The following is a 19,204-nucleotide window of genomic DNA, read 5'->3' as shown; positions in this document are numbered from 1 at the left end:
TAATAATTTAGTTTACTCAGAAGAAACGGGGTGCTCTCCACTTCATAGTTGAATTATAAAAATTTTGCCTTTTTCTCGGTATCTCCGAAAAAAGCCGGAGATTTTCGTTAAAACGCATATTCCGCACGTAAATTTTTCTATTTTGTGATTTTTTTAAAGGAATTTTCTCCTTCTTTGTAGAATTGAATGATTATCTAACTAGAGGAAGATGAGGAAATTTTTATGTCAGATCAAATTTTAACCTTACATGTGGGGCCGTCTCAACTTTTATCTAAACTGTGTGATGAAATAGAACTCGAAAAGACCATTAATAATTTAGTCAAATGGGATTCTGTCCGTTGTCATATCTCACCCGGAACAAGGATTAAAGCCCTTGTCTTAAACATTTTATGCAGTGGCAAGCCCCTTTATAAGGTTCATGAATTCTATCAAAACCTAGATTCTGAGATGCTTTTCGATACATCGATTTCACCCGATCAATTAAATGATGATGCATTAGGAAGAGCATTAGATTACTTGTATAAAGCCGAAGCATGGAAAGTATATTCCACCCTTGCATTAAAAGCATTAAAAAAATTGAATCTTCCTATTGGTGTACTCCATAACGATACAACATCAATTTCTGTTTACGGTGAATATAAACAACCGAAGGAAGATGGACTGCAAATTACGTACGGGTATAGTAAGGCCCATAGGCCTGACTTAAAACAAATCGTTCTGGGGATGGGGGTCACACCTGAACGAATTCCTATTCTTGCAAAAGTAGAAAATGGGAATACTTCGGATAAATCTTGGAATGTGGAATTCATTCAAAAGATGAGAAAAATCCTTTCCCATGAAGATTGGAAAAATCTCATTTATCAAGCCGATTCTGCATTAATCACAACGGAAAATCTAGCGGAAATTCAACAACAAAATTTATCGTTTATTTCCCGTTTACCTGATACATTCGGTTTAAGCACAGAACTAAAGAAAGAGGCATGGTTGCTCAATAACTGGGAAAGGGTAGGCTCACTTAGCAATAAAAAAGACGCAGCTATTTACCAAATTCAAGCTTTTGAAAGACAAATTCAAAACCTTCCTTACCGGTTTCTTGTTGTCCACTCAAACAATTTAGATCAACGAAAAGAGAAAACCCTAAATCGGGCGATCGAAAAGGAAGAAATAAAATTAAAAAAAGAGATAGAAAAACTAAGTAAAGTTATCTTTCATTGTAAAGAGGACGCACTAGAAGCAATTCAATCTTTTAAGAAAAAACAAAAGGCTTCATATTTCTGTTATAAACTAAACGTCCAGATGAGTGATCAACCTATCAAACGAAAAAAGAGAGGAAGACCTAAAAAGGACGAACAGACAAAACGAGAACAAATCTATCAGATACAACTGGAATCGTTTGAAAAAGATCATGATTTTATCGAAAATAAGAAAAGAATGCTCAGCACTTTTGTTTTAATCACAAATAAATTAGACGAGGAGACACTATCCAATCAAGAAGTTTTGAGGGTTTATAAAGGACAGTCGGCCGTTGAGACCCGTTTCCGATTAATCAAAGATTCACAAATGATTGATGCCATTTACTTGAAAACCCCGGAAAGGGTTGAGGCCTTAGGGATTGTGTATGTGATGGCTTTATTAATCTATGGAATTTTAGAATATCGAGTTAGAAAAGAACTGAAAGAAAAGAACCTATCTCTAATCTTGAAAGGAAAAAGGAAACTCTATCAACCCACAGGTCAAGCATTGTTAGAGCAATTAGAAGATATCACCGTGATCCTTATAAATCAAAATCGACAAAAATTAAGGCTCTTACCCGATAATATTGATTCACAAGCCAAAAAAATCATTGAATTATGCGGGTATGATCTATCAATATACGTGTCAAAAAATGTCGAAAACAAAGGCGAATAACACACAACAGGAGGAATTCATGAAAAGAATGTCGAATTCAATAGAACTTTATCGAAAATTCCTCAAAAATAAGAAGATATCATCCCACCAAAATGTTTAAATATAGTTCATTCAAAAATTAAAATGAATTTTATTTAAGACGTGCGAAATGTGGGTTAAAAGATATAAGAAAATTGTTATTTTCTATGGCGGTTTTATCATACATTCGTATAATTAATCTTAGAAAGGGAGTGGGAAAAGCGATGCTGGATCACTTCACCGATGCATAAATACCAGCGGAGATTAACGCTACACGGTTGTATCAAACCCTTCCGCCAAACCGAAAAGAGGTGGAGAGGATTATCTTCTTCCTCGCTAAAACGATATCTTAGCATCGCACAAACACTATGAAAAAAATACTGTTGATTTTCTTCTGGGCAGCTGTTGCATTGTATCTTTATTTCGGAGACAGATTTAATCAAACACTTCATCTTGTTTCCGGAGCTGTTTTATCCGTAATCGGTACAGTCGTTGTTGTATGGTATTTCGTAAAATTATTTAAACGCAGGGAATCATATGACAAATAAAAAGTTCGACCAGGCCTCTTATAATAACAAAAACAGAGAGCACAGGCGCTATTTACCCCTGCGCTCCTCCGCCCGTTCTTTTATTCGTAACATGGCAACAGAAGAAGATCTGAATGAACTTGAACAACTCATCAAGGAAAAAAGAAATATTCCTAAAGATTGTTGGCTGCACAGGAGCTGTCCCAATAGTCGATCAATGGCTGATGGGAGTCCCTCATTTATTTAACCGGCTGCTGATTCACTATATGGGACCAGCAGACAGATAAAGCGAGGAGTATGCCTTCATCATTTGCAGGTTATGTCCTTGCAGCTATACGCCTTCTGCCTCCAATTAACAGTAGAAATGCAATAACAATATAAACCACTGCCCCCGTAAGGCATCCTCTTAATGTGAGATGGGCATCCACTTCCGGCCCGCTACTGATAAAACTAATAAAATCGATTGCTGCATGAAGCATGATCGGGAGTATTAAACTTCCCGAGCGAAGATATAAGGCACATAAAACTAGGCCTAAACAAGTAACCTGGATGACCTGCAACGTTGTAATATAAAATGATTGATGAAAAAGGTTAATAAAATGAAATCCGCCAAAAATCAACCCGGAATACAGGCAGGCTTTTATTCTCCCTGCATAAGCCGCTTTTCCTTCGTTTAAATAGAAATTGATTTTAGAAAAAATAATTCCCCTGAAATAATATTCTTCGAAGAGCGCGACAATCACTGAAATCCCGCCGGCCTTTAATATATTTAGCAATGCATGACCGGAAGATACCAATATATCAATCATAAAGAAAAAGAAAACGGGTATCATGATCAGCAGTGTTTCTTTAAAAGAAGACTTTATCCGCCATGTTACTTTTTGTTTTAAAAACAACACATTTAAAAAGAAAACACTTACAAGCAGTACCAATTCTTCAACAAATACTTTCGTGATGTCTCCAAAATTTGCGACAAAGGTGAATCTTAAACAAATTAGAACAAAGGCAACCCATGCCATCGAACAAATCATCACCCAACAATCACGCGTTTTTCTCATGAACGCCCACCAGCCATTCGTATCATTTTTCAAACCAAATATGATTTTAACATAATCTCAGGCTGTATTCCGGCGTTCGCTTTTTATAAGCTGTGTCATATGGCTGATCAAGGAAAAAAGAAACATTCTTAAATGCTAGCAACCCTCTAGCATCCCGCTGTAATGAACATTTAGGAAGCCCCTTTTTGGCCATTTTCAAATCATTTTAGCTACAAAAACGATGGCATAGGCAGAAGGAATAAGCAGGAATAGCGATGCGAATGTGCCCACTGTTTTGCTACCTACCATTGCAACAACCACTTTTCTAAAATCCTCTTCACTGCATTTGCCATCGATCACATCATCGGTCATGATGGATAGCTGCGGATCAATGAAGATCGACATCAAAATGGTTGCAACTCCATTAATAATGGAAGATAAAGTGATGCATGTTGCCCTTAAATCCGGTTCAAGACTGCCCGCATAAATCGGCGCCAAAGAACCAACTGTTAATAAAGCAACTGTTACCAGATTGTAAATAATAATTTTCACCGGCAGCTTTCTAAAGTTGAGCTGTAAAATATTTTCTTTTACAGGTACAGCAACGCAGTCCTTCATATAATGAAGACCTGCCTTGGAAAAACTGTGCAGAACCAGCTTAGGAATAGACCGGTCAGCCGAGAAGTACAAAACGCCCCGGTAAAATAGTCTTTGGAAAGTTGGAATGAGCAAAGCGCCAACTGCAGTGGCTACTCCGGAAATAATGATGATAAGGTTAAAAATATGTAATAAGCCGCTTGTCTCCGTATGACCTTCAACATATTTCGTCAGCAGCGGTACTTGAAATGTCACTGCAATCCTGGAAATCAAGGTTAAAATATTGAAGACGGCAAAAGATACTGCAATCTTCCCTGTTCTTACCCCTACCATTCTGACCGAATAAGCTAGGGTTCCAATCAAGGATATGATGAAATTCAAGATGAACACAATGATCATCTGTAAGGCCATATTTCCACCTCCTGGGGTAAATGATCGTCGGACAATCCTTCCCATTCAAGCCCTTCTATCTTCTGTTCCATAGTCTTTGGTGCCACAAAGCTCAACTTTCATTTTACTAAACCAATTTAGCTACCAACAACTTAAAACCATGATTTCTCCCTCTATCATTGCTCAAAATCTTACCCGGTTAAGCGCCAATGGACGTTTTAGAATAGTGCTGGCTATTCCAATTTCAAAGCCATTGAAACACTTCTAACTTGAAACCCCAATTTTTCATATAATCTTATAGCCGGATTACCCTCATATACATTTAAGCGTATCTCCGTAAGTCCTTCTTCTTTTAAGGAATGTTTTGCGTATAGCATTAATTCTTTCGCTATCCCTTTTCCTCTAAACTCTTCCTTTACAAACAATTCATAAATAAACCCGACTGATTTCTCCGTAAAAGAATCTTTGCTTATACCGGTTAGTATCCATCCTAAAACTTGCTGATCCTCAACCGCAACAAAGTAGCTGCATCCCTTTTTTAAAAGGGATGCAACGATTTCCTTTGCTTTTTCAAGATTTGGCTTTGTTTCGCCCATTGTCCCCTCATAAATCGCCTGCGAAGTAAGACGTTGAATTTGTTTCATTTCCAATTGATTCGGCAATCTTATTTCCATTTATCCCTCTCCCTCGGATCAATAGAACTGAAATCCCCCAATCTTGAGGGCCATTTTTAATCCTCTCGATATTTTTCTTGGTACATCGTTTTCTCCACGAGAAATTCGCTAAAACTGCTTTTCATCTTTACCATAATGAAAGAAAATACCACAGACGTATCTTGCTTGCACTTATACTGTTTTACAATGATTAATCTCTAAATCCTCATTTCTTCTTTGATAGCTTTATCTTTTAAAATATCTAACTTAGGCGTGATGAAATAGAAAATAAAGGTCCCTAAAAGTCCGATTACAGTTAATATCCAAGCCATAACGAAGGGTGACAGGAATCCACTTAACGAGACAGTTATTCCGACTATGATCATACATAAGTCGTATTGTAAATTATAAAATGCTAAATATGCACCTCTGGCGTTTTCAGGAGGAATGGTTGCCATGTAAGATTCTTGAACAGGAGCCAATAGTACTTCTCCTAAAGTATGAAGCGCCATCATGATAAATAAAACCCAAATATTATTTGAAAACGCAATCCCGGAAAATCCAATTGTATATATAAAACAATTGACTACTAATATATTCTTATCTTTATATTTTTGTGTTAATTTGGCCGAAAACAAAGCGATTAATGCTACTAATATCGTGTTTTCACTTCTTAATAGCCCCATCATGGTGGATCCATCAATCTTCCACAATAAAAAATCTTGTATAGGCATATGTTTATCCAGCTTTATTCCAATGTAATTGGTCAATTGGTTTTCTAATGATAACAAAAGGACAGCTGCAGTTAAAAAACTTATAAAAAGTCTGTCCTGGACTACTTTCTTGTAGGTGTAGTAGACTTCTAAAATATGTTTTCTAGGCGTCATTTTTGGTGTTGCTATCGATTTGCTAGGTTTGTGGGTCTCTTTTATAAACAAGAAAATGACGATAAGGATGATCGCTGTCATAAGTGTAAGAATTAAAAATAGCTGAAACAGATACCGTTTGAAGAAAAAGGCTCCGATAATCCCGCCTATAGACATAGAGATATTATTTGCCCAGTACATAATAGAATAAATCGTCTTGCGCTGATCAGGCGTACTGACATCAATAAGCATGGCCTGATTTGCAGGTCCGGCAAGTCCCCAGCAAACACTATTCATACACATTGCGATAAATGTTAATCCATAAGATTCAAACCAAGGGGAATTACTCACTGTCATTATAAAAAATGAACAAAGTCTTAAAGACTCAGCTGTGATCATTACATTTCTTCGGCCATACTGATCCGCAATATACCCACTTAAAAGTGACATTGTAATACCGGTAAATACATTGATGAGGATCAGTAAGCCGGTAATTTTCGTTCCAAAATGATCAGCCAAGTATATAGACATAAAGGGAAGTACCATGTTACCCACTAACCTGCTGGCAAATAATTCGAAAATTCTTACTTTTATATTAACGTGAAAATCTCTAAATTTCATAATTTGATCCTCTCAAGGCCATAAAATCTGATTCGGTAAGTTTATAAATGATTCCTAAGCGAATGATTCATATGTCTTCAACCAGCATCACATCGTGCACATCCGGGATGGTACAGCGTATAATCAGTTTGGCCTCCGCTTTTTCTTCCCCACTTATTCTTTAATAGCTTTGTTTTAAATGCTTTGTGCTGCATTTCAGGGTACTGCTATTGTTAATTCGTTTCTCCAACCTTCCCAATCACATTTACACCATTGGGATCTTTTTGATTTGAAATAAGGATACCACTCATCACTGCTTTACTTATTGTAGGGGTTTCTCCTATTTTTGAGCGAATAAAATGAACTGGACTGTTTAATAATTTAGATAAATCTCTTTCGAATCCCTCTTTTTTTAAAATTAACTCCAATCCCTCCATTTTTTCACTGGATCGTGTTCCATCTATTGAGTCGGCATTACTTTGAAGCTCAATTCTAAAACCATAGGGCGTTCCTATAAAAGTTCTTCTATCATTCGTGTTAACTGGCCAGTTCATGCTCCGGGCATTGTGACAAATTTTATCGAGTTCTTTTTTTGTTACTAAAAATCCAATGTGATCAAACATAACCTTTTTCCCAAATCCAAAAGTGATGTTCATTGCACCTCTCCTGACTTCAATTATCCTGAAAGTAATAGGTTTGTTCCGGAAATCATCCCATTCCAAAGGAGGATTGAAAGTTTGATATTCTCCTTGGTATTTCCCCGTCCGAAGTGAAGTTCGAAAACCATTCTCTACATAGAATTTTTCTGTTTCCTCTAAATGAGGTGTCCAAAAATGATAATGGAATAGCAGCATATGAACCCTCCTCAAGTTTTCCCAAATTACTCTAAAATCAAGTACAGATTCTAACACTGAGCTGGCAGGGCAGGCTGGATTTGTATGTATTTCCCGGTACGCTTAAATGAACCAAGAACTCCTTTGGTAAAAGATTCTGCAAAACAGTCCCCTTTTTCGTTAAACACTATGGCCGGATTATTCATTAAATCCTGTTTTTTGTATTCATTTTATCATATATTCTAAATATTATTAAGAAATTTTTCAACTTAAATCTTGTTCCCTCGACAAGGAATAGAAGAATGAAAAGTATTGTATATTGGCTGTGGAACGAAGGATTGCGATATGGAAAACGAAGGCGAAAGAAAAAAACTTAATGGTGGTAAGCTGAAACACCAGTCAAAAAGATCTTTAGCAAATAAAACTCGTTTGATCATGTCTGGTGCATACCGGCTTACACAATGGACTTGCCTGCTTGATTTTTGTAGATGACGCTTTTGACCGCCATATGACGGCCGAACTGGCTTAAAGGCAATGAAAACCGCTTATCAGGCTCGTAACTACTTTTTCCTTATTGGTTTTTCCAAATCTTGATTTACATCCACAACAGTGTTATTTTTGCAGCAGGAAAGACAATAAGAACGTGAAAATCCTGGCAGTAAAATGAGCATAAAAAACAGATGACTGCCACTGGAGGTATAACATGAGTTTTGTTTTGCCTGTTTCCGTTAAAGGCATTATCATACATAACGGTCACGTATTACTGCTAAAAAACGAACGCAATGAATGGGAGTTGCCGGGAGGAAGACTCGAGAAAAACGAAAGTCCAGAAACATGCGTGAAACGTGAAATCAAAGAAGAACTGAATTTAAAGTGCAGCGTTGAAAATATTATTGATTCGTGGGTATATGAAGTCCTTCCAAATAAATTTGTGTTTATTGTAACATATTTCTGTGTATGCGACAATTTGTCACATATTCAGACAGTTCTGAAGAGTAAATTCATCAATTTTTAGATGTTTTATGATAAAATGACTTATCCACATTTAGAAAATTTTTCCATCTATTTTTTCTGCTTTCAAAGTCAAAAAGAGCCGAATTTGCAAATTTCTTTTTTAAAATTGTGGATAACTTCAAAAAAACCTTTTTTTACATCACATCCTTTGCTATAATGAAATCATTAAGTAAACCTTACTTGTATTGGCTTACTTAAATGGGTGAAATCCTCGTCTGTTAAAATGCGTGTCCGAAACGATTCCAACAGATTTGAGGATTTTTCTTTTGCCGTTTTTTTGAGTGCTTTTAAGATTGACGAACCTTTTTCAAACAGCTGTCTAATAATATCTGTTATTTGAACTAATAAATAATGATTTTTCATGGCTGTGTAGTTTTGGCTATTGGCATGTTCTATATTGTAACGATTATTTTTTTGTTCGTTAAATCCTTGATTTTCAATCTTCCAGCGGCTTCTTCCTGCAGCGATGAGTCGTTCCACGTTCTTTTTCGTGATTTTAATATCCGTTATAAATACATACTCTTTCGATTTCCCATCCTCTGTTTTCATTGTGGCCTCCATCAGATTGACCGTTCTGTCTTTGTAGGCAATATCATTCACCCAAACTAATGAATTCTGATCCTTACTTTGTTCCAGCTCTTTTATTGCCTTAAACTCCGTCGAGATACTTTTAATTCTCCCTTCCTTAAATCTGCATATATATTTCCATTTGTGCGCCCTGCACAGATTAAATACCGTTTCACATGCATAGAGACTATCTCCCAAGATACAAATCGGTAGTCTTTTAAATATTTTTTTTATTTTCTTTGCCAGCCTGTCGAAGGCTTTTAATTCACAATCTTGCTTAGAAACATTTTCTGATTCATTTTCGATAAATTCGGAGGCAATACTGAAGACCATATCCCCCACGACAAGCTTGGCTTCAAGTACATGGTGCATATAAAGTACGTTCGTTTCTCCTGTTTCTTTATTTGTATATGCCCGTCTCAGGCAGTGTTTACAATGTTTCTTATGAAAGGTGTGTAATCCAGTTCCATCAATGATGACACCCCAGTACTTTCCTTCAATTCGATAAGACTCGAGAGACCTTTTTTTCAATAATTCTTTAATCATATACGTTCTAATTTTTTCTAATTCATTTACATCTAAGCCAGATAAAAAGTCGTTAATTGTATCATAATGTGGAAGTTCTTCAAGAGAATCTAAGCCTAACACCTTCCCTACATTTTTAATACATTCTTCTTTATTAAAACGCTCACTCATGTTTCTCATGGATTTTAGGCCGGTCATATTTTTCAACATCATCGTAAATAAAAGGACCTCTGGACCATAAGTGATATAGCTTTGATGTCGGTGGTCTGCTACCTTTTTTAGGTTATTCATCAGGTCTTTGAAAAAATGCTTCTGAATTTTAAGGAACTCGAAAAAATAATTTGCTTCTTTTTCACGATTTCTTTTTTCTTTTCTAGTAACCAAAATAAAAACCCCCTCAAAACAGCCAAGTTTAATTAGGGCTTGCTGAACGAATCAAATTTTAGCTTGTATTCGACTTGTCACTAAGCCATGCCAAAATATTCGTCCAGCAAGCTCTAATTATTTAAATTATTACATATTTAGCCGCATTTTTGGGGGGGAATAGTTAAATTATCACGAAAAATTTTTACTCCTCAGAGCTGATATTCAGATAAGCGAGGAACATATAGAATACAAATGGATTAAAATAAACCATTTAGAAAACGAACTTATACCAGAAGGATACAGGCATTCAATAACAGCGGCGGCAAAATTGGTTTACGAAAAAAAAGGATAGTCAGCAAACCCTTATAATTTGGGCTTGCTAAACGAATCTAATTTTGGATTGTATCCGGTTTGTCAGCATGCTGTTTTCGATTTTATATGAGAGTATTTACGATGTTACAGGCTCCTTGTAGCCCAAGGATTTGAAATAGAAGTGACCAGACGAAAACAATCGAGATCTACAAAAATGAGGTTGGACAAAGCCCCCACCCCAATACAATAAAAGCTGGAGAGCCTGCACCATCAGTGAGTTAAAATAGTTTTAGGCCCATTCTTAATAACACAAATGGGCCTGTTTACGTGCAAGGTCTTGGAGATTCAGACCGGCTTCGTCTTATACCGGGTGACCCTGTTGAAGCATTAAAAAAAGAAAAGGGAGAAAGGCCGTTAATACTACCTGTTATTGACTAAGCTGCTTTTCTAATATCTCTCCCGGAAGCCCATCCATCTCACAAATCTTTACAGTACAGAAACCATTTTTTAACAGAATCTTTTTTGAAGCAGTGTTATTTGGATCTATGATTGCAGTAAGCTTATGCAGACCGGCATGATTGGCTGCGTTGATTAATTTACTGGCAATTTGACCGCCGTAACCTTTTCCCCAATATTCAGGGAGTAACATATATCCAATTTCAGCCTCACTCGGCACTTCTTCATTTAAAACCAGGCTTCCGAGCCCGATGAATTTTTTTAAGCCGACATAAACTTTAAATGTCCCAAACTGTTTAAACTTTTGGTTTCGATCTAATACTTTTTGATATTTTTGCATTGCTTCCTCTATTGACAACGCCCGTTCCGTTATCATTGCCATTACATCCGGGTTAGAGTAAAGTTTTAAATAATCATCAAAATCATCAGATCCGAACTTTTCTAAATGAATTTCTTCCATTGTAAAAACCTCACAATATACAGTTATTAAACCGGCCGGGCTTTCTAAAAAACTGAACCGCCCGGTTGCAGCATGACGTATGCCTCATATTCCCATCGAACCTTGAATAAATCATCACTTGTCAAACGAAATTGCTTTTTCTCTCCTAAAAAAATCATAAGCATTTTCTAGTGCGAATTTGCTCTGACAAATTGCGGAAATTCTTTCGTTTTGGAGTAAAAAACAAATGAATACTTCAGGGCTTTCGCGTTTCCCGATTCCATGCATGACAGAAGTCCCCAATTTAGTTCCATGTTACCGCCCAACTCTTTTTTACTATTTTTGTGTCCGGTCAGAAGAAAGTAAACTATAAGAGTAAGAATCGTAAAATTTACCATTTACACAAGTCCAATGGCGCAATATTCCTTCTCTTGTGAAGTTGAACTTTTCCAGTAGCTTACATGATGCAGTATTCTCCAAAAAAACATATGCCGAGATTCGTTCCAGATTCCACTTGTTAAATATTTCATTCAGAAACAGCCCTAGCATTTCAGTAGCCAACCCTTTTCTCTGATGCTCAGGCGCTACAATATAATCAATTTCAGCTCGCATATTTCTTGCATTGTATCTTTTGAGCGTGATGATTCCGACAAAATCGTCTGTAGCTTTTAAATAAGCTGCATATCTTATGCCGGTTCCTTCTTTTTTCATTTGAATATTTTGTTCTATAATTTTTAAAACCTCCTGCTTGTTTTTAGCAGCCATTCTTCCAAAAAATCTCATGACTTCTTCATTAGCATATAAACTGAATAAACCGTCTAAGTCTTTTTCAGATATGCTCCTCAATATAATTTTATTATTTGCTAATAATGGCATAATATGATCCCTCATTTTTTAAATATTTGAGTCTATTATAATGAAAAGGTGACACAAGAACGAATGATAAGACATTGTTGTTGTGTAAAATATTACCCATTGAGAAAATTACCCCCCTTTTCCTACAGGGAAAAAATCATTCAGATACACCAACTTTATTACTATGATTTATCCTTAACATCCCGTACAATGCATGACTTAAAACATTTAAAAGGCGGCAACTTTGGCATTGATGCCAAACGCCAAACACTTTATAATATTTATTATCAAAAAATTCTTTCCAAAGGAGCCGTTGTCCAATGTGATGTAAGCCTCTTAAACAGCTATAAAAACTGAATAAAGGGGCTTGATCACAGTGAAGCAACGCTCATTCGGATGTCTGGTGTTTGGCCAGTGCCTGGCGAATGCAGGGGATGTGTTTTATATTGTCGCATTGATTTCCCTTGTCTATTCTGTCACGGGATCGACGCTGTTTGTGTCGCTTGTTCCATTCACCAACACGTTGACGATGTTTGTCAGCGGCTTGATTGCACCGATATTGTTGGACCGTTTTTCGCTCAAAAAGGTGCTGGTGTATTCGCAGTTGATCAAAACATTGCTCTTAATGGCATTAGCTGTTTACGCAATGGTTTTCATTCAGCCTGCTACAATTACCTTGCTGTTTCTGCTCGTTGGGCTGATTTCATTTTTTGACGGGTGGGCTTCACCTGCCAGGAGTTCCATGATCCCCCGGCTTGTTCCACGGGATCAGCTCGTAAAAGCAAACAGCCTTGTCTCTATTACAGACCAGTCCATCCAATTAGGGGGTTGGGCGCTTGGCGGGATCATCCTGTCCTCATTCGGTTCAACCGGGATGTTTTGGATCACCTTTAGTGTGTATATGCTTTCCACCTTGATGATGGGTTTCATTGTGGACAGGAAGCACGCAAACTGGCAGGAAAAACAGGGTAATGCTTTGAGGAAAGCAATGGTGGAAGGATGGCAGATCATTTTTAAAAACAGGGCGTTAAGAACGATTCACTTGCTGATGGTTTTTGAAACAGTTGCGAGTACGGCCTGGCTGTCTGCCGTCCTGTATGTTTTTATTCGGGAACGCTTGAAAACAGGGGTTGCGTGGTGGGGGTACTTAAACACGGCCTTTTTTATCGGCATGTTGCTGGCCGGCTTTGTCGGCTACAGGTCCGCCCTCATCAAAAACCGGCCGATCCTGACTGTGGTCACCGGTAGTGGGATGGTGTGCCTGACCACACTGTTTTTCGGTTTCAATACCGTTCCATGGGTAGCATTGCTGCTCATTGCGGCCAACGGGATATTCGACCAGCTTAAAGGTATCTCTTTACAAGTGATCTTGCAAACTACTGCAGACGACCGGATGCTGCCGAAAATCTATTCCACCCAAAATGCTTTGGTCACACTCGTTTTCGGGCTTTCTACCGTGGCGGCCGGGGCAGTCTCAGACCGGTTCAACATTATTTTTACATTCATCGGTGCATCCGTGCTTTTGATGATTTCTTTTGTTATTCTTTTAAAAAAGAAAAATACTTTAATCACGGAACAGCATGAAACCACCTCAGATGTACAGTAAAATAGAAACCTGCTCTCACTTCGAGCAGGTTTTTGCCAATTCGGGTGATAAAGCGGGAAGGCGGGAAGATTGGATCAGGAGGAGATCTGGTTGAAAAAATTTGCGGTTATTGAAGTGGTATTTGGATTGCTAGGTGTTCAAGTATTAAAACCATTTGCATCAATCCCACTTGATCACACTCCTAACCAGTTGTCTTAGGATTTCCAAACTCATTGGAAAACATTGACTTGGTGACGGGAATAACCTGGCCGATTCCTTTCTTTGCATGCGTTGTTCTGTTCATACTTGGGTTAACAACGCTGGGGATATTAGACCCTTTTCACCTCTCCCAATTCCGATTTTGTCATGAAATGGATGGATCTACGAGAAAAGGCACTGCCTCTGTTTCTAAAGACGGGTTATAGTTGTAGTGTATTTTTTATTAAACAATGCTTCTTTGGATCCATTTATTTTTTCGGCTATAATACTACTAAAAATAAATGATGAAACAAGATATTTCGTTATTTTCATGAGAATATCCCCAATAATAGTAAACATCTGTGCCTTTCACGTAATGTACTTTGACTTTCTCTTGACTTGGTTTATCCCATACTTCCTTTACATGCTTAGAACTTTTCCCGAATATTAAATTACCTTGAAGCACGAGAGCGTTTAATTGACAATCCGCTGGTTAGATAGAACTGTCTCGATAAAACCTCTAATTAGGGCTTGCTGAATTGAATAAGCAAAATTTCTAGATTTGGCAAGGATGCTGGCAGCTTTGGCAAGAATTAATGCAAGGGTTTTATAAAAAATGAAGGGAAAAGCTTACACTTTGAAACGCGCCCTATGTGAAGAAAGGACGTCGTTTTTTCGTGCTTCCTTAACATAGACGCGCTCTATGTAAAGAAAGGACGTCTTTTTTTCACGCTTTCTTAACGTAGACGCACTCTATGTAAAGAAAGGACGTCTTTTTTCCACACTTCCTTAACATAGACAGCCTCTATGTAAAGGAACAATGTCATTTTTCCGCGCTTCCTTAACATAGGGCTTACTGAATAACCAAAATCCCCAGATTTTTACAGTATGCTGACAGCTTTGGCAAAAAGTTCTAGAGCTTGCTGATAAATTGGGTGAAAACTAAAATCGGATTCGTTCAGCAAGCCTTCATTAGACATTTGGCGAGTTAGGGGAGCATATAGATAAAAGCCCACATCTTCCATCAATTAGGAAAAGTGGGCTTTTATTGCCGCTAAAGGCCATTCAGTACTTTGCTTCACCCCAGCACTTCTTCCGCAATAAGCCTGTAAGAATGGATCCGGTCCTGGGGAGAATGGGCAATCGTCAAAATCATGATTTCATCCGTTCCGTATTTTTCCTGTAACCTGGTGAATGCCGCGTGTACTTGTCGCGGATTCCCGATTACCATGTTTTGCTTCATTTTTGCCAATTTCTCTTTGTCTTTTCCGGTTAATGGATAAGATTTTGCTTCTTCAATAGACGGCACGGATGCTTGTCCCCCTTTTTCCGCCTGCAGCTGCCATATCAGGGAACTCCATGCCACTTCTTCCGCTTTCTCAGCTGTTTCGGCACATACTGCGGAAACGGTTAACAAAGTTTGTGGCACATCCCCCGGCTTACGGGGCGTAAAAGCCTGCTCATATTGCTTTAAAATTGCCGTGCCATCCTGTTCGCTCATGAACTGGCCAAACGCATACGACATGCCGTACCGGGCAGCCAACACGGCACTTTTGCCACTTGTGCCAAGCAGCCAGGCACGCGGCGGATCGGCCGGGACAGGGGCAGCCTTGACGCGGGAAAAAATATTGTCTTCCGGAAAATCGTGATGGAGAAAATGAAGCAATTCTTCCACCAGTTCCGGCATCTTGTACACTTTTTGCAAAAATTGATCGGATAATGCGCTGGTTGCTTCGGCAGAACCACCCGGCGCCCGGCCAATGCCGAGGTCAATGCGGCCTGGAAACAATACGGAGAGCAAATTGAACACTTCCGCGACTTTGTACGGTTTATAATGCGGCAAAAGCACGGCCCCGGAGCCGATCCGGATTGTGCTCGTATGCGCGCCGATAAATCCAAGCATCACTTCGGGCGCACTGCTGGCAAGACCCGGCAAATCATGATGTTCCGCAATCCAGTACCGCGTGTATCCGAATGACTCTCCTGCACGGGCCAGTTCCATCGCGTTGTTCAGGGCGTCTTTCGCTGTTTGACCGGAAGAAATAGGCGCCTGGTCTAAAATACTGAGTTTCACGCTTTGTTCTCTCCTTCTTTCACTTCCAGCAATGCTAAATGGTAGTCGCCGACCTGGCCTTTTTCATATAGATTCGTAATGGAAGTAGAATATTCCCGGATCGCACCCCTGAAAGCAAGCCCCTTTTCAGGCACTTCCACATCAAATTTTCCCTGATACAGCAAGGTGGCAATATCATGATAATCATCGCTTGTGACCTTGAAGTCAACCACGATCTGCTTCAGCCCCTGTACGTCCTCTTCCCGATAACGTTCCACATCAATCTTCCGTTTGTTTAATACGATATAGGATACCAAAACAACACCTGCTTTCACCTTTTGTCTCCTTTTAGTCTACATGCACGGCTGCACCAAGTACAGGAGAGAGGCTTGCCCGTGCGGCCGGTGTTTCTCGAGGGACGTGCCCAGACTAAAGCAACCCGTTGCGCTTGAAATGCACCTTAGCTGCTTTCTAAAACAAACCGGCCGAATCAAGCATCAATCGAAAGCCTTTAAAAATTGCTCCCCTTCTAGTTGTTTTGCCCAGCGCCTGAACTCGCTATGATTGATAAAGTAAATATTATGGCTTTTTTGCTTGGTTTCCGTGATGAGCTTGCAACTTTTCAAAATGTTCAGGTGCCTGGAGATCGTGGCAGGGTTCAGGTCTAATTTTTCGGCCATCTCCTGGGCTTTGATTCCTTCCTTTCTTGCAATCAAAGACAAAATCCGTATACGCATCGGCTCTGATAACGCTTTGCCAAAAAAGGAGATTTCATCCAATGTGGCCGGCGTGTCATTGATCTCAAAAGGGGAAGGAGCGGGCAATGGCTGGTCCACATATGCTGTAAGATCATAAACGAGATTTAATTCGCCCCATCCCCAAATCAGGATGAACTTTGGTGAAACAAAGTAAGAAGGAAAAAAGCGAACCACTTCGGTTTGCTTATTCTCAGGAAATTGTTCAGGAATCGTTTTTCCCTTCAGCAGCCTTCTCAAAACCTCATTTAGCCCTTTCGTATTCAGGTCCCTTGCCAGTTTGTCATTCGCTTGCTCCCAAAAAGACGCCACATGCCTTGCTATTTTAAAAAAATATTCCTCATAGTATGCAGACCATAAATCGACCAACTCTTGATGCCAAACAGGCCAATTTTCCGCAAAAGCCAACTGTTCCTGGTGCACGAATCCGCCCTTTTTTTCAATTCTTTGCTTTATTTCATTTGACGGTTCGGGCGAGTTTTCAAAAATGGTTTCAATTTCCTCCACCTCCAGATACCGGCCCAATAAGTAATAAAGAAAACGGGGACGATCCATCTGTTGAACCCAATGGATAAAATCCTGAATAGAATGGGGCTGGCTTAGCCCAATCACAAGCTCAGCAAGCTGGGCCCCCATCTCAAAACCGCCGTAGTACCTTTTGAGTAATCCTTGATTTTCCGTATAAAAATTTTGCAAGTTTATATCTTCCCATTCCAACCGCCCTTGCATGAGATAGCATTTTCTTAAAGATGCCATCATTTCAAAGACAGGAGAGGTTAAAAACTCCAATTTAATTTGAAATTCATTTGAATCAGGGGTTAATACTGCCATATGACCACAACTTTCTTATATTTTATCTACTCAACTTTCGCACCTAGAAAATCATAATAAATTCAGTGCTGGCTAATGTCTATTACGTCTCAGATACAGCACTTGACAGTAAAATTAATATATGAAAAAACACCTCTACTTTTGGTATAGTTGATTTATCGAAAATCACTACCAAATAGAAGAGGTGTCTCCTACTATGATAGCGAAAAACAGCCTGAATAATCAACTACCAAATGAAATAAAATCAACATTTAAAGAGTTGAATATGTTGAAACACTTGCGAATCGCCGGTATTACGAAGTCCTTTGGTTTTTCTTGTGCCTACATTTTTCAATTGATTTTTTGTATGATCTTTGAAAACAAAAACTGGTTCAGGATGTTGGAAAGTAAGAAAGCTACAGACATTCCAGCCAAAGATACCGTTTATCGGTTTCTCAACCAATCAACGTTCAACTGGCGTCGTTTCCTCCTTTCACTGGTTGCCTCAGTGATTGGAAAAGTTTCGAAATTGACACGTCATGACCGTCCGAAAGTATTGATTTTAGATGATTCATCTTATGACCGGAACCGAAGCAAACACGTTGAGCTTCTGGCTCGCTGCTTTGATCATGCATCTCAAAAAATGCGTTTTTACAAAGGATTCCGCATGTTGACATTAGGATGGTCTGATGGCGCAACATTCCTACCCGTTGACTTCTCATTATTGAGTTCGAAAAAGAGCCAGATCAACGGCATATCCGAAAATATCGATAAACGCAGCTCCGGTTATAAGCGCCGAAAAGAAGCATTACAAACGGCACCAGAACAGATTCCTGGCATGATTGCCCGGGCGATGAATTCTGGTATCGATGCTTCCTATGTTCTAATGGATTCGTGGTTCACCCAACAACCTCTCATCAAGGAGATTACAGAACAAGGTCTTGACGTAATTGGTATGGTCAAAAAATTAAAACAACGCTATTTTGTCGATGGTAAGCGTGTTAGCCTAGATGAATTGTATCGTCTAGCTAAACCGACTAGTGGAAAGAAAGGAATCTTGCGTTCCATCCATACAACGCAGGCCAATGGCGTGCCAATTAAAGTTGTCTTTGTTCGCAACCGCAACAAGAAAAGCGACTGGTTGGCGATTTTGAGTACAGACTGTACACTGAGTGACCAGGAAATCATCCGTATTTACGGGATGCGTTGGGATATTGAGGTTTTCTTCAAAACAACAAAGTCCCTATTAAAACTACAAAAGGAATTCCAGAGTCGTTCATATGACGCGCTTATCAGCCACACGACCATTGTGTTTGCAAGGTATATTGTCTTGTCATGGCAAAACCGTTGCAGTGTAGATGACAGAACATTAGGTGGCATGTTTTATGAATTATGTGATGAAATAGATGACCTTGATTGGGCTGTTGCATTGCAGCAGTTAGTCGAGATTCTTGAAGATACTCTGGATAAAAGTAATAAGAAAATTCAACAACTGATCAAAAGTCAACTACAACAATGGATTGCGGGTCTGCCGAATTATATCAAGGTATACCTACCTGTTTCAGTCTGCGAAAGTTGAGTTATCTATTTTCCATACAATACGAGAATAAAAATCATCGATGGCTTTAGCGACAAGTGCTTTGGAATCGGATGAAGCAATGATGTACCCGCCTCTTGTAAACGAGTCACGGCTTCCGGGGATGTGCTCCCCTACTTGATAAGCAATTTTCCATTCCACAACAGGCTCCGGGACAGAGGACCTCAGCTCCAAAGCACTCAATCGCCCTTCTTCAAGCATAAAAAACTTCACTTGTGAAAATTTTGTATGCTGTGGCTGCAT

17 protein-coding genes are annotated in these 19,204 nt (G+C 38.9%); 5 read left to right on the top strand and 12 right to left on the bottom strand.

Going from position 1 to position 19,204, the window contains the following annotated elements:
- The first annotated feature begins 222 nt into the window (after positions 1-222).
- Entirely contained in the window at positions 223-1,908 is a 1,686-nt protein-coding gene (locus OF158_RS01690; RefSeq protein ID WP_014096930.1) for an IS1634 family transposase, read from the top strand.
- Positions 1,909-2,463: 555 nt separating this feature from the next.
- On the top strand, positions 2,464-2,700 hold the full coding sequence (locus OF158_RS01685) for a hypothetical protein (RefSeq protein ID WP_014096420.1): 237 nt from the start codon (positions 2,464-2,466) through the stop codon (positions 2,698-2,700).
- Between the two features lie 70 nt (positions 2,701-2,770).
- Here the strand turns inward: OF158_RS01685 and OF158_RS01680 are convergent, their stop codons facing one another.
- From OF158_RS01680 to OF158_RS01660, 5 genes are all read right to left on the bottom strand, one after another.
- Positions 2,771-3,511, bottom strand: coding sequence for a CPBP family intramembrane glutamic endopeptidase (locus OF158_RS01680; RefSeq protein WP_014096421.1), 741 nt, complete (start codon positions 3,509-3,511; stop codon positions 2,771-2,773).
- Positions 3,512-3,706: 195 nt separating this feature from the next.
- Positions 3,707-4,498 (bottom strand): lipid II flippase Amj family protein, encoded by a 792-nt coding sequence (locus OF158_RS01675; protein ID WP_014096422.1) that lies wholly within the window; start codon positions 4,496-4,498, stop codon positions 3,707-3,709.
- Positions 4,499-4,710: 212 nt separating this feature from the next.
- Positions 4,711-5,151: a GNAT family N-acetyltransferase gene (locus OF158_RS01670; RefSeq protein ID WP_014096423.1), complete on the bottom strand. Its 441-nt coding sequence runs from the start codon at positions 5,149-5,151 to the stop codon at positions 4,711-4,713.
- A gap of 197 nt (positions 5,152-5,348) precedes the next feature.
- Positions 5,349-6,617, bottom strand: a complete 1,269-nt coding sequence (locus OF158_RS01665) for an MDR family MFS transporter (protein ID WP_014096424.1) — start codon at positions 6,615-6,617, stop codon at positions 5,349-5,351.
- Positions 6,618-6,829: 212 nt separating this feature from the next.
- Positions 6,830-7,450 (bottom strand): hypothetical protein, encoded by a 621-nt coding sequence (locus tag OF158_RS01660; RefSeq protein ID WP_017550280.1) that lies wholly within the window; start codon positions 7,448-7,450, stop codon positions 6,830-6,832.
- A 682-nt stretch (positions 7,451-8,132) separates the two neighbouring features.
- On the opposite strand from OF158_RS01660, the gene OF158_RS01655 reads away from it, so the two are divergent.
- A complete protein-coding gene (locus tag OF158_RS01655; protein ID WP_035182769.1) occupies positions 8,133-8,444 on the top strand; it encodes an NUDIX hydrolase in 312 nt (103 codons plus the stop codon).
- Between the two features lie 164 nt (positions 8,445-8,608).
- On the opposite strand, the gene OF158_RS01650 is transcribed toward OF158_RS01655, so the two are convergent.
- The 3 genes from OF158_RS01650 to OF158_RS01640 all read right to left on the bottom strand — a co-directional run bounded on the left by OF158_RS01650 (position 8,609) and on the right by OF158_RS01640 (position 11,984).
- On the bottom strand, positions 8,609-9,919 hold the full coding sequence (locus OF158_RS01650; protein WP_043052509.1) for a transposase family protein: 1,311 nt from the start codon (positions 9,917-9,919) through the stop codon (positions 8,609-8,611).
- Positions 9,920-10,640: 721 nt separating this feature from the next.
- Positions 10,641-11,129 carry a GNAT family N-acetyltransferase gene (locus OF158_RS01645; RefSeq protein ID WP_014096428.1) on the bottom strand — a complete coding sequence of 163 codons (489 nt, stop codon included), beginning with the start codon at positions 11,127-11,129 and terminating at the stop codon, positions 10,641-10,643.
- Positions 11,130-11,444: 315 nt separating this feature from the next.
- A complete protein-coding gene (locus OF158_RS01640; protein ID WP_014096430.1) occupies positions 11,445-11,984 on the bottom strand; it encodes a GNAT family N-acetyltransferase in 540 nt (179 codons plus the stop codon).
- Positions 11,985-12,339: 355 nt separating this feature from the next.
- Between OF158_RS01640 and OF158_RS01635 the strand changes: the two genes are divergently transcribed.
- Positions 12,340-13,569: an MFS transporter gene (locus tag OF158_RS01635; RefSeq protein ID WP_014096432.1), complete on the top strand. Its 1,230-nt coding sequence runs from the start codon at positions 12,340-12,342 to the stop codon at positions 13,567-13,569.
- 1,255 nt (positions 13,570-14,824) lie between these two features.
- On the opposite strand, the gene OF158_RS01630 is transcribed toward OF158_RS01635, so the two are convergent.
- From OF158_RS01630 to OF158_RS01620, 3 genes are all read right to left on the bottom strand, one after another.
- Entirely contained in the window at positions 14,825-15,820 is a 996-nt protein-coding gene (locus tag OF158_RS01630; RefSeq protein ID WP_014096433.1) for an LLM class flavin-dependent oxidoreductase, read from the bottom strand.
- A complete protein-coding gene (locus OF158_RS01625; protein ID WP_026104497.1) occupies positions 15,817-16,116 on the bottom strand; it encodes a YkvR family protein in 300 nt (99 codons plus the stop codon). Before OF158_RS01625 ends, OF158_RS01630 begins: the two co-directional genes overlap by 4 nt.
- A gap of 180 nt (positions 16,117-16,296) precedes the next feature.
- A complete protein-coding gene (locus OF158_RS01620) occupies positions 16,297-17,385 on the bottom strand; it encodes an ArsR/SmtB family transcription factor (RefSeq protein WP_014096435.1) in 1,089 nt (362 codons plus the stop codon).
- A 196-nt stretch (positions 17,386-17,581) separates the two neighbouring features.
- Here OF158_RS01620 and OF158_RS01615 point away from each other — a divergent pair, with 196 nt between their 5' ends.
- Entirely contained in the window at positions 17,582-18,943 is a 1,362-nt protein-coding gene (locus tag OF158_RS01615) for an IS4 family transposase (RefSeq protein WP_043052472.1), read from the top strand.
- On the opposite strand, the gene OF158_RS01610 is transcribed toward OF158_RS01615, so the two are convergent.
- Positions 18,926-19,162 (bottom strand): hypothetical protein, encoded by a 237-nt coding sequence (locus tag OF158_RS01610; protein ID WP_264302947.1) that lies wholly within the window; start codon positions 19,160-19,162, stop codon positions 18,926-18,928. The genes OF158_RS01615 and OF158_RS01610 overlap by 18 nt on opposite strands.
- Positions 19,163-19,204 lie beyond the last annotated feature (42 nt).

This window comes from Weizmannia sp. WK01 (assembly GCF_025905465.1).
Taxonomy (GTDB): domain Bacteria; phylum Bacillota; class Bacilli; order Bacillales; family Bacillaceae_C; genus Weizmannia; species Weizmannia faecalis.
The sequence above is the reverse complement of the archived record's forward strand: the minus strand, read 5'-3'. Positions and strand labels throughout refer to the sequence as shown.

What these genes read in the sequence shown, in the direction of transcription:
- OF158_RS01690 (WP_014096930.1), top strand. Translation starts at nt 223, where the DNA reads ATGTCAGATCAAATTTTAACCTTACATGTGGGGCCGTCTCAACTTTTA.
- OF158_RS01685 (WP_014096420.1), top strand. Translation starts at nt 2,464, where the DNA reads ATGACAAATAAAAAGTTCGACCAGGCCTCTTATAATAACAAAAACAGA.
- OF158_RS01680 (WP_014096421.1), bottom strand. Translation starts at nt 3,511, where the DNA reads ATGAGAAAAACGCGTGATTGTTGGGTGATGATTTGTTCGATGGCATGG.
- OF158_RS01675 (WP_014096422.1), bottom strand. Translation starts at nt 4,498, where the DNA reads ATGGCCTTACAGATGATCATTGTGTTCATCTTGAATTTCATCATATCC.
- OF158_RS01670 (WP_014096423.1), bottom strand. Translation starts at nt 5,151, where the DNA reads ATGGAAATAAGATTGCCGAATCAATTGGAAATGAAACAAATTCAACGT.
- OF158_RS01665 (WP_014096424.1), bottom strand. Translation starts at nt 6,617, where the DNA reads ATGAAATTTAGAGATTTTCACGTTAATATAAAAGTAAGAATTTTCGAA.
- OF158_RS01660 (WP_017550280.1), bottom strand. Translation starts at nt 7,450, where the DNA reads ATGCTGCTATTCCATTATCATTTTTGGACACCTCATTTAGAGGAAACA.
- OF158_RS01655 (WP_035182769.1), top strand. Translation starts at nt 8,133, where the DNA reads ATGAGTTTTGTTTTGCCTGTTTCCGTTAAAGGCATTATCATACATAAC.
- OF158_RS01645 (WP_014096428.1), bottom strand. Translation starts at nt 11,129, where the DNA reads ATGGAAGAAATTCATTTAGAAAAGTTCGGATCTGATGATTTTGATGAT.
- OF158_RS01640 (WP_014096430.1), bottom strand. Translation starts at nt 11,984, where the DNA reads ATGCCATTATTAGCAAATAATAAAATTATATTGAGGAGCATATCTGAA.
- OF158_RS01620 (WP_014096435.1), bottom strand. Translation starts at nt 17,385, where the DNA reads ATGGCAGTATTAACCCCTGATTCAAATGAATTTCAAATTAAATTGGAG.
- OF158_RS01615 (WP_043052472.1), top strand. Translation starts at nt 17,582, where the DNA reads ATGATAGCGAAAAACAGCCTGAATAATCAACTACCAAATGAAATAAAA.
- OF158_RS01610 (WP_264302947.1), bottom strand. Translation starts at nt 19,162, where the DNA reads ATGCTTGAAGAAGGGCGATTGAGTGCTTTGGAGCTGAGGTCCTCTGTC.